7 protein-coding genes are annotated in these 10,451 nt (G+C 46.4%); 3 read left to right on the top strand and 4 right to left on the bottom strand.

All coding sequences use genetic code 11. The features are described from left to right. Positions 1-7: 7 nt before the first annotated feature. The gene (locus tag QUA54_RS04680; RefSeq protein ID WP_333413573.1) at positions 8-238 is read right to left on the bottom strand and encodes a hypothetical protein; all 231 of its coding nucleotides are present in this window, start codon (positions 236-238) and stop codon (positions 8-10) included. Positions 239-306: 68 nt separating this feature from the next. Between QUA54_RS04680 and QUA54_RS04685 the strand changes: the two genes are divergently transcribed. Together QUA54_RS04685 and QUA54_RS04690 are read left to right on the top strand one after the other, a co-directional pair. Beyond that, positions 307-1,257 (top strand): DNA polymerase beta superfamily protein, encoded by a 951-nt coding sequence (locus QUA54_RS04685; protein WP_333413574.1) that lies wholly within the window; start codon positions 307-309, stop codon positions 1,255-1,257. Positions 1,258-1,302: 45 nt separating this feature from the next. Then, complete coding sequence (locus QUA54_RS04690) at positions 1,303-2,079, top strand: nucleotidyltransferase domain-containing protein (protein ID WP_333413575.1); 777 nt, start codon at positions 1,303-1,305, stop codon at positions 2,077-2,079. Between the two features lie 167 nt (positions 2,080-2,246). Here the strand turns inward: QUA54_RS04690 and QUA54_RS04695 are convergent, their stop codons facing one another. Together QUA54_RS04695 and cobJ are read right to left on the bottom strand one after the other, a co-directional pair. Continuing rightward, positions 2,247-3,026, bottom strand: a complete 780-nt coding sequence (locus QUA54_RS04695) for a hypothetical protein (RefSeq protein ID WP_333413576.1) — start codon at positions 3,024-3,026, stop codon at positions 2,247-2,249. A 516-nt stretch (positions 3,027-3,542) separates the two neighbouring features. After that, a complete protein-coding gene (gene cobJ, locus QUA54_RS04700; protein ID WP_333413577.1) occupies positions 3,543-5,297 on the bottom strand; it encodes a precorrin-3B C(17)-methyltransferase in 1,755 nt (584 codons plus the stop codon). Positions 5,298-5,507: 210 nt separating this feature from the next. On the opposite strand from cobJ, the gene QUA54_RS04705 reads away from it, so the two are divergent. Then, positions 5,508-9,416 (top strand): cobaltochelatase subunit CobN, encoded by a 3,909-nt coding sequence (locus QUA54_RS04705; RefSeq protein ID WP_333413578.1) that lies wholly within the window; start codon positions 5,508-5,510, stop codon positions 9,414-9,416. 206 nt (positions 9,417-9,622) lie between these two features. Here QUA54_RS04705 and QUA54_RS04710 read toward each other — a convergent pair whose 3' ends face one another. Then, positions 9,623-10,237 carry a COP23 domain-containing protein gene (locus QUA54_RS04710; RefSeq protein ID WP_333413579.1) on the bottom strand — a complete coding sequence of 205 codons (615 nt, stop codon included), beginning with the start codon at positions 10,235-10,237 and terminating at the stop codon, positions 9,623-9,625. Positions 10,238-10,451: the final 214 nt, after the last annotated feature.

The following is a 10,451-nucleotide window of genomic DNA, read 5'->3' on the forward strand; positions in this document are numbered from 1 at the left end:
GTTAATACTATTTGGATATTTTGCCGTTTCTCATACACATCATTGTACGTTCTAACGCCACCAGTTGCAAGTCCGTCACTGCTTCCCGATTGCGAATTGCTGCAATTGTCGGCTGAGTCTCGACAATCTCCAATACCTTTTCCTTAAGCTGCTGGCGGTGTTCCTCCTCGATAATTAGACAATTTTCAACAAGGCCAAATTCGCGTGAAGCGAAGCTATCCCGAAGGGAATCGCCCAAAACTTCCCTTTTGTACTACACATATGCTACACTAGCATTGTAGTTCGTGCCCCGCAGGAGGTTCGCTCATGGCAAATGCCAATGTTTCCCAAAATTTCAACTTAATCATCCCCGCAGGAACCCAAATTGTCACCAAAATAGAGGTCAAAAACCCCGCAGGCGACCAATCTTGGAAACCGGGATTAGTAGGCGTCATCGTTCAATCGCCTACGGACAATTCCCACGCATATTTAGTCAAACTCCCAGACGGAACACAAGTTAGTCTGCGGCGACACGAACTCAGTATCCGCAAGCAGTTTCAGAGCGAAGGATTGCACTCAGGAGGGGATTTTCTTGCAGAATACAACCTCTATGATTCTGTAATTTACCGCTGCATTGTTGGTTCGAGAGCTTACGGTCTTGATAACGAGCAATCCGATACAGACAGACGCGGGATTTACCTGCCGCCGGCAATACTTCATTGGTCGCTTTACGGAATTCCAGAACAATTGGAAAACAAGGAAAATCAGGAATGCTATTGGGAACTCCAAAAGTTTCTGGTTTTAGCACTAAAAGCTAATCCAAATGTGCTAGAATGTTTGTACACGCCTTTAGTAGAAACTGTTTCTCCTGTAGCACAAGAATTGCTGGAAATTCGGGAAATCTTTCTTTCTCAATTGGTTTATCAAACTTACAATAGCTACGTTTTGTCTCAATTTAAAAAAATGGAGCAAGACCTCCGCAATACCGGGGAAATTCGTTGGAAGCACGCGATGCACTTAATTCGCTTGTTGCTGTCAGGAATTACTGTACTCAAGGAGGGGTTTGTACCCGTTCGCGTGCAGGATTATCGATCGCAACTTTTATCTATCCGCAACCAAGAAGTATCCTGGGAAGAGGTGAATCGCTGGCGGTTGAGTTTGCACGGTGAGTTCGATCGCGCTTTTGCTGCAACTTCCTTACCAGAACGTCCTAATTACGAGAAAGCGAATCTGTTTTTGATTGAAGCGCGTAGAGGTGCGATCGAAATCGGATCTTGAAATCGCTTCTATACAAACAAAGCCCGCCTGCACGGACTCGAATAAATGACAGAATACATTTCCGATTTAGCCCAAATTATCTCCGTTCAACCTTATCCGCTGCTGTTTGCGACTGTCAGCGGTTCGCACTTATACGGCTTTCCTTCCGCAGATTCTGACTTCGACTTGCGGGGAGTACACATCTTACCGCTACCTAAAGTAATTGGACTGATTTCAGGAGAAGAAACAATCGAAGTTTCTGAGGTTCGGGAGGGAATGGAACTAGATTTAGTAACTCACGACATTAAGAAATTTTTTGAGTTGCTGTTGAAGCGCAACGGCTACGTGCTAGAACAACTGTATTCGCCGCTCATAGTTTACAGTACAAAGGAACACGAGGAATTAAAGGATCTCGCCTCTGACTGCATTACCAAGCACCACAGCCACCACTATCTCGGTTTTGCTCAAACTCAATGGAAATTATTTGAGAAAGAACGCCCGCGTCGGGTTAAGCCGCTGCTGTACGTTTACCGGGTGTTGCTGGCTGGAATTCACTTGATGCAAACCGGGGAAGTCGAGGCGAATTTGGTGAAACTTAACGAGAAATTCCAATTGTCGTATATTCCTGATTTGATCGATCGCAAGCTGGCTGGGGAGGAAAAATCTGTGCTGGAAGATACAGATATAGAATTTTATCAGCAAGAGCGCGATCGGCTAATCAATATATTAGAAGAAGCAAGTTTTACAAGTCATTTGCCGTCAAATCCTAATGCAAAGGTTGCTCTTAGCGATTTTCTGGTAAAGGTGAGGATCTCCTCTCTAAGCTCTTCCACCTCTAATTAGCCATTTGGTGGAGCAAGGAGCCTATATATTAGTCGTTTGGTGCGCCGAAAAGCGCAGAACCTCCAGTCCAAAACGCATCAGTACCAAATAAACCGGGCTTTTAATCGCCAGTAAAAGCCCGAATGCAGTATATTCGTCTATCAAACCCGGTTTCAAAAGATTTACTTTTATAGGTTTCTGTTTGCTGGTTCGCTAAGGGCAGGTATGCTGAAATTTTGATACTCGGTAGCTTGTGGGTTTTTTCCTGGTATGTAGATATTCCAATTAACCCCGCCTAAATAGGTCTTGATATATGAAATCAAGGCGTGGATAAATACAACGATGCCCACCATTTCAAATAACTCTTCAAGGGTCGTTAATATCACGTAGGATAGACTCCCCGGGCCCGCTGTATAAACTATGTATCCCGCTAGCATTTCTACTCCGATGGCTCCTCCAATATAAAGAGCGCTTGCTGCGACAAACAATTTTCTTGTAGAAACCGGAAGGTGGAACAGAAACTTACTGTACGATAATAGAAATATCGCTACTAGAAAACCTATCGGCACAACCCAACTAAAGTAAAGAAATCCTGTAGCATTTATCAGGCTTCGCATCGGGTTAACAAGCTTTTCGTGCAATTGACTCAGTTCGTCTAAAGATAGATATAAAAAGATGAACGATAAAATTTTCCAGTGATGCTTGTAGCGACAACTATCCAAATTTTTCGCATAGGCGATCACACCCAGCAAGACAGAACTAAACAGCAATGCCAAAAATGAGTAGAAGGTTGGAATGTTCCCCTCGTAATCAACGTTGAATCCGTTTGCCAAGAAATCTCTAGACGGGTAATCCGGCAAGAAATACAAAGTCATCTGACTTAAGAAAGATAGTACAGCTAGACAGACCACCACTCGAAGCAGCAACTGGGTTACAGCTCCTGGATTTAGAGGAATTTGGAATTTCATTTTTTCTTAACCGTTCTCTTAACCTTTGGTTAAATGTATGTTATCAATAAAAATCTTTTTCCCGTATATCTACAGACATAGAAGACTCATTCTGGTGAAAGCGCTCTTTTGTTACCGTAAGATTACTGTAAGATTAAGGAATTTAGCAGACATCGATCGCCTTTAGTTTTATTGTTGTTATAGAAAAATGTTTTATTTCCAGAGGACTAAATTATATCTATCCGAAGATGAAGCTAAAATCCTTACTACGGTAGAGTAGATATCTAAATTAGATCGATGTCTGCCAGAAAAACTCGGCTTCAGGAAGCCGAGCTCCCTCATTATCAAGGATTGCTGCAATCAAAGGCGATCGCTGATTAATCGAGAGTGAAAACCATGAGATGAAATAAGAGATCGATCGAGTGATTCGCCGCCATTTGTTAACCTAGACTCCCCCCAGCGAGAGCAAAATATTTCCTTGTCAAAGTCAATTAGCTTTGAGTCAATTGCTTATTTCCCAAGTTTTCGCTGCTTTACTTATTTTTCGTACCTGCGCGGCGTGTAAACCCAAACATCTCCATATTTGCGGGGAATAATCCGAGTTTGACTCGAACCGACAATCACTAAAGTTCTCATGTCGGCGTCTTGCGGCTGGAATTCGCCGAGGGTGCAAACGCGCACAGATTGACCGGGCCGACCGAGGTTTCGCCCCAGTACGACGGGGGTTTTAGCATCGCGACTTTGCAACAAAATCTCGATCGCCCTGGAGAGTTGCCAAATCCGCTGTTTCGAGATCGGATTGTAAAATGCGATCGCGAAATCTGCGATCGCAGCGGCGGAAATCCGCTGTTCAATGACCTGCCAAGGCTTGAGAATATCCGAAAGCGAAATCACGCAAAAATCGTGTCCGAGGGGTGCTCCGATCGCAGCAGCGGTCGCCTGCATGGCTGAAATGCCCGGTGCCACCCGAATATCGATGCTCTGCCATTCGGGTTTGGCATCAAAGTCGATTGCCTCAAACACCGCTGCAGCCATCGCAAAAATCCCCGGATCTCCCGACGAAACCACAGCGACAGATTTGCCGGATGCTGCTAAATCTAGGGCAAAACGCGCCCGATCGATCTCTTCGCGGTTGTCGGAATCGTGGCGCTGTTGTCCTTCCCGCAGGGTTCCGGCTAAGTCGAGATAGAACTTGTAACCCACCCAATCCGTGGCTTCGCGCAGAATTTCTTTAACTTCCGGGGACATCCAGGGCGCGCCTCCGGGGCCGGTACCGACGATCGCCAGTTTGCCGCGGCTAACTCCGATCGCCCTAGCATCAAAGGGTTCGGCGGCGAGGGCGATCGCGCAATTCGCTGCGTTTGGGCGATCGTACTCGATTAAGTGACTGTTTGCACCGGCTGCTGTCAGGGCAATTTGTGCGGCCTTATTTTCGATGGATTCAATTGAGTCTAATTCGACAAGTTCGGACAGATTGAAAAAGCGGACGGGGACTTTAAAATATTGTGAAACTGCTTCAAGTGCCGGGTTTCCCATCTCCTCTTTTAATGCAAAAAATCCCGCAACGGAAGCTGGCGCTAAACCTGCTTTTTCCAAGACTTGCTGGACAAATGAAACCGCTATTTCCGGCTCAATATTTGATAGCTTGGTGAGTGCAACTGCCACAATTTGCGGATGGTAAACTAAACAATCGGGCGTTGGCGCAATTGCTTTTTCGGTGACGCGGATCGTCAATTTTGCGTCGGGGGCGATCGGCAAATTGCTCTCCGAAAGCCAGCTTGCAGCCCCTTCTAGGCGTACTTTTGCCCCGGCAAGCAAATTTGAAATAAAAGTTTTCGCGTCCTCTGGATTGGCCAAAGAATAGCCTTGGGGAGGACTCAGCAGCGCGGTGCGAAAGCGGATATCTCCGGTTGTGGTAATTGCAGGCTGTACGCCGAGGGCTGCTGCAATCTCTCTGGCCAAATCATTAACGCCGTGCAAACCGCCCAGCAGCGGTACGACGGCGCTTCCGTCTTCTGCGACGGCTAAAACTGGCGGTTCGGCGCGTTTGTCTGACAGCAGCGGGGCGAGGGTACGGATGATAATTCCGGCGGCGCAGATGGCGATAATGGGGGTTTCTGTGGCAAATAATTCCCGCAATGTTTCGCCGAAGTTGCTAAAGCTGATGTCTGTGTCGGAAGTGCGATCGATTAAACCGTAAATCTGGGAACCGGGGAAATGTGCGGAGATTTTTTTGGCGATCGGCTGGCTGTTTTGACCTAAGATAACAATTGCGGGAGGAACTCGATTCACGGTTGTAAATATGGCTGTGTTTGGATTGGTTTGATTATTTTAATCGGTGCTTACTTTAATAAGACATAGTTGATGAACCGCGAAGGCGCGAAGGAAGAACAAGAATTGAAGCAAGTAGTTTTTATGTTTTATTAGTGGCACAGGCATCTTGCCTGTGATTTTCTGCAATTAGTCTATCATTAAAAGAAGCAAATATTTCGAGGTAGGGCTGTGAAACGCATTGTTTTAATTGCAGGGTTTGAATCTTTTAATGCTGATTTGTACCGGAAAGCTGCCCAGTTAGCTGTTTCTGGGTGTCAGGGATTGGAAGTGCGGGTTTTTAGCGATCGCGCCCTCGCAGATGAACCCGATGCTGTAGCAGCCGCCCTCTCGAATGCTGATGTGTTTTTCGGGAGTTTGCTGTTTGATTACGATGCGGTAATGTGGCTGCGAGAAAGGGTGCAACATATCCCGATTCGCCTGGTTTTTGAGTCGGCTTTGGAATTGATGAGTCTTACTCAAATCGGCGCTTTTAAAATTGGCGACAAGCCGAAGGGAATGCCGAAGCCTGTTAAGTTTATTCTGGATAAGTTCAGCAACGGGCGAGAAGAAGATAAGCTGGCTGGTTATATCAGTTTTTTGAAGGTTGGGCCGAAGTTATTGAAATACGTGCCGGTGCAAAAAGTGCAAGATTTACGCAACTGGCTGATTATTTACGGTTACTGGAATGCGGGCGGCGCGGATAATGTTGTCTCGATGTTTTGGATTATTGCCGAAAAGTATTTGGGCCTGAAGGTTGCAGAAATTCCGCCGCCTGTGGAAACTCCTAATATGGGTTTATTGCATCCCGATTATAACGGTTATTTTGAATCGCCCCGGCAATATTTGGATTGGTATCTCGGTAATCAAAGTGCTAGGGGCGGGCAAGATGCCCGTTACAGAAAAGAGGCTAGACATCTTAATAGAAAGGGTTATAACGGGCATCTTGCCCGTTCCACAAAATTTGAGACTAATTTGTCTGAAAATTTAGACCGGGTTTCTAACGGGCAAGATGCCCGTTCCACAGAATTTGACACCAATTGGTGTCAAAATTCAGACATAGTAAAATCTCCAGTTGTGGGAATTTTGCTTTACCGCAAGCACGTTATCACCAAACAGCCTTATATTCCTCAATTAATCCGCTATTTTGAAGCGGCGGGAATTGTGCCTTTGCCGATTTTTATCAATGGTGTTGAAGGCCATGTGGCGGTGCGGGATTGGATGACGACTGCTGATGAAACTGCGCGGCGAAAACAAGGCAATATTGAAACTCTTTCGCTTTCTAAAGATGCTGTGGAAGTTGATGCGATTGTTTCTACTATTGGCTTTCCTTTGGTTGGCGGGCCTGCTGGTTCGATGGAGGGTGGAAGGCAGGTGGAAGTTGCTAAGCGCATTTTAACTGCTAAAAATGTACCTTATTTTGTGTCCGCACCTCTGCTGATTCAGGATATCCATTCTTGGACTCGTCAGGGGATTGGGGGTTTGCAAAGTGTGGTATTGTATGCTTTGCCTGAGTTGGATGGCGCGATCGATCCAGTGCCCCTCGGCGGTTTGGTGGGTGAGGATATTTATCTGGTGCCCGATCGCGCGAAACGCCTGACAAGTAGAATTAACAATTGGGTGAAACTGAGGCAAACTCCGCCATCTGAACGGAAAATTGCGATTATTCTCTACGGGTTTCCTCCCGGTTACGGTGCGGCTGGTACGGCTGCTTTATTAAATGTACCGAAATCGCTGCTAAATTTCCTGCACAAACTTCAAGCAGCAGGTTATACAGTTGGAGAAAATCCGGCTGACGGCGAGGAGTTAATTCGCAGGGTGAAAGAGGCGGATGAAGCTACTTGTGACGGGCAAGATGCCCGTACCACACAAGAGACTGTTAATGTCAAAACTTTAGAAAAATGGCTTGGCTATCTGTTAACAAGTCGCATCGAAAAACAGTGGAAATCTTTAACTGGTACGGGCATTAAGACAGACGGCGACGAGTTCCAAATCGGCGGCATTCAACTGGGGAATGTTTGGATAGGTTTGCAGCCGCCGCTGGGAATTTCGGGCGATCCGATGCGCTTAATGTTCGATCGCGATTTGACGCCTCACCCTCAATACGCTGCTTTTTACAAGTGGCTGCAAAATGATTATCAAGCTGATGCTGTGGTTCACTTCGGAATGCACGGCACTGTGGAATGGTTGCCGGGATCTCCTCTGGGAAATACTGGCTATTCTTGGTCGGATATTCTGTTGGGAAGTTTGCCCAATCTTTATATCTACGCCGCCAACAATCCCTCGGAATCTATGTTAGCAAAACGGCGCGGTTACGGTGTTTTGATTTCTCACAACGTGCCGCCGTACGGCCGCGCTGGCTTGTACAAGGAATTAATGGCTTTGCGGGATTTGATTGCGGAATATCGGGAAGATACGGCAAAGAATTATGTGCTGAAAGAGGCGATTTGCCAGAAGATTTTAGATAGCGGTTTGGAGGCAGACTGTCCGTTTGAGGATGCTCAAAAATTGGGGATTGCTTTTAGTTTTGAGAATGTGGGAATGTTCAGTGCTGATGCTTTTAACCGCTATTTGGTGAAGCTGTACGAGTATTTGCAGGTGGTGGAATCTCGCTTGTTTTCTTCGGGTTTGCACGTTCTCGGGGAACCGCCTAATTCTGAGGAAATGACCTCTTATCTTGAGGCTTATTTTGGGGATAGGTTGTCACAGGAACAGGTAAAAGCAATTGTTTCGCAAACAAGCACAGGCAAGATTCCTGTACCACAAGAGGGGTTTTGTGAGGTTTTTGAGGAGGGTTTTTTGGTGCGGGATTTATTGTTGCAAACGACGGATGAGTTGACTAATCTTTTGCGGGGTTTGAATGGGGAATATATTCTGCCTGCACCGGGTGGGGATTTGTTGCGGGATGGGGCTGGGGTGTTGCCAACTGGCAGGAATATTCACGCTTTAGACCCTTATCGGATGCCTTCTCCGGCGGCTTATGAAAGAGGGCGCGAAATTGCTCGGAAAATTATTGAGAAGCACCTTGAGGAAAAAGGGAATTATCCTGAGACTGTGGCGGTGATGCTGTGGGGTTTGGATGCGATTAAAACGCGGGGCGAATCTATTGGAATTCTGCTGGAATTGGTGGGGGCTGAACCTCTAAAAGAAGGTACTGGCCGCATTGTTCGCTATGAGTTAAAACCGTTAGCTGATGTCGGTCATCCCCGGATTGATGTGTTGGGAAATCTTTCGGGTATTTTCCGAGATAGCTTTGTGAATATTATTGAATTGTTGGATGATTTGTTCGTGCGGGCGGCGGATGCTGATGAACCGGAATCGGAGAATTTTATTCGCAAACACGCTTTAATTTTGCAGGGACAAGGTGTGCAGAATTATTCCGCAAGGTTGTTTTCTAATCCGGCTGGGGATTTTGGTTCTCTGGTTAACGATAGGGTTGTTGATGGCAGTTGGGAATCGGGGGATGAGTTGGGGAAAACTTGGGAAAGTCGCAATGTTTTTAGTTACGGGAGAAAGGATAAGGGGGAAGCGAGGCCGGAGGTTTTGACTCAGTTGTTGCAAGGGTGCGATCGCATAATTCAAGAAATTGATTCTGTGGAGTACGGTTTGACTGATATTCAAGAGTATTATGCGAATACTGGCGGTTTGAAGAAAGCCGCAGAAAAGCAGCGCGGCAAAAAAGTCAATACCAGTTTTGTCGAAAGTTTTTCTAAGGATACAACTCCTCGCAATTTAGAAGATTTGCTGCGCTTGGAATATCGAACTAAGTTGCTAAATCCTAAGTGGGCTAACGCGATGGCAAATCAAGGTTCTGGCGGCGCTTATGAAATTTCGCAGCGGATGACGGCGTTAATTGGTTGGGGCGGAACTGCTGACTTTACTGATGGTTGGGTTTACGATCAGGCGGCTGATACTTATGCTTTGGATGAAGAGATGGCGCAGAAGTTGCGGGAGGCAAATCCTGAAGCTTTTCGCAATATTGTAGGGCGAATGTTGGAGGCTAACGGGCGTGGTTTTTGGCAGCCGGAGGCGGATAAGTTGCAGCAGTTGCGCGAGTTGTACGAGTTGACAGATGAGAAGATTGAAGGGGTGGCAGTGTAGTTTTTTTAGTCTAAATATGTAGGGGCGGGCTAGAAGCCCACCCCACAATAGTTTCAAAATTTCTCAGGTGCAAGCATTGGAATTAATATTACCCACAGCCAGGACACGGCAGTGCCGTGTCCCTACCATTAATCGCGGTAGGGACACGGCACTGCCGTGTCCTCTATGTCTGAATGCAATCGGGAACGATATTAGAGGCGCGGCTATTAAATACCCCGATCGCCCTGCGGTTTCCCTACAGGAACTGACGGTTTATTGTTTGGAGAATTAAAAGCTCGATCGACCATATCTCCAAAGGGAACAAACTGCGGTGCAGATGATTGAGTTCCTGTTCTGAACGTTGTAACTGGCCCGCTGCCGTCTTGGGCAAAATTAATCAATCTCGTTAAAGCATCACCGGGATTTTTAGCATTGCGCTTGTCTAGGGTGAACAGCAGATTTTGAGAGTTGCAGCGCCCCCGTCCGTTCACGTAACAAACTACGGGCAAGTTATTAACAATTCCTGTTGTTAACTGCAAGTTGCTCAATCTCCCGCCATTCTGGGCAACAGCTTTGGTCAATCTATTGGAAACAATTTGACAGCGCTGCCAAGGTGTATATTCGCGGCCGAACTCGGTAGATTTCCACAGAATCATCGGGTCTGTCGTGACATTTCCGCGCCGCGCAATTGTGACAAAATTCCGACCGGAAGTAACGCACTGAAATGTTGTTTTAGTGTTATTCAAAGAGTTGCTGGCTGGAGCTGCTTGCACTTGGCTTGCAAAGGCGACAGTACCGGCGAAAACTAAAGCGGATGCTAATAAGGGTGCACTCAATTTCATAATAACTCCTGCCGCTAAGGCAGCTAAATTTATCTAGGAAGTCATAGTTGTAGGGACAGGGCAGTGCCGTGTCCCTACCTATTCAGATTCTGCTGGTTGGCTGTCGCACCCGGATATTTTTTAAAGATTAATATTAGCAATACTCCGGACAGTTTTTAAAGAGGGATACGATCGCTTTTGCAGCAGAGAAGTGAAAAAAGTGAGTGCAATCTGA

Origin of the sequence: Microcoleus sp. MOSTC5, from assembly GCF_036701825.1 — a bacterium.
In the GTDB taxonomy this organism is placed as follows: Bacteria; Cyanobacteriota; Cyanobacteriia; order Cyanobacteriales; family Microcoleaceae; genus Microcoleus; species Microcoleus asticus.

What these genes read in the sequence shown, in the direction of transcription:
- QUA54_RS04695 (WP_333413576.1), bottom strand. Translation starts at nt 3,026, where the DNA reads ATGAAATTCCAAATTCCTCTAAATCCAGGAGCTGTAACCCAGTTGCTG.
- QUA54_RS04690 (WP_333413575.1), top strand. Translation starts at nt 1,303, where the DNA reads ATGACAGAATACATTTCCGATTTAGCCCAAATTATCTCCGTTCAACCT.
- QUA54_RS04685 (WP_333413574.1), top strand. Translation starts at nt 307, where the DNA reads ATGGCAAATGCCAATGTTTCCCAAAATTTCAACTTAATCATCCCCGCA.
- QUA54_RS04710 (WP_333413579.1), bottom strand. Translation starts at nt 10,237, where the DNA reads ATGAAATTGAGTGCACCCTTATTAGCATCCGCTTTAGTTTTCGCCGGT.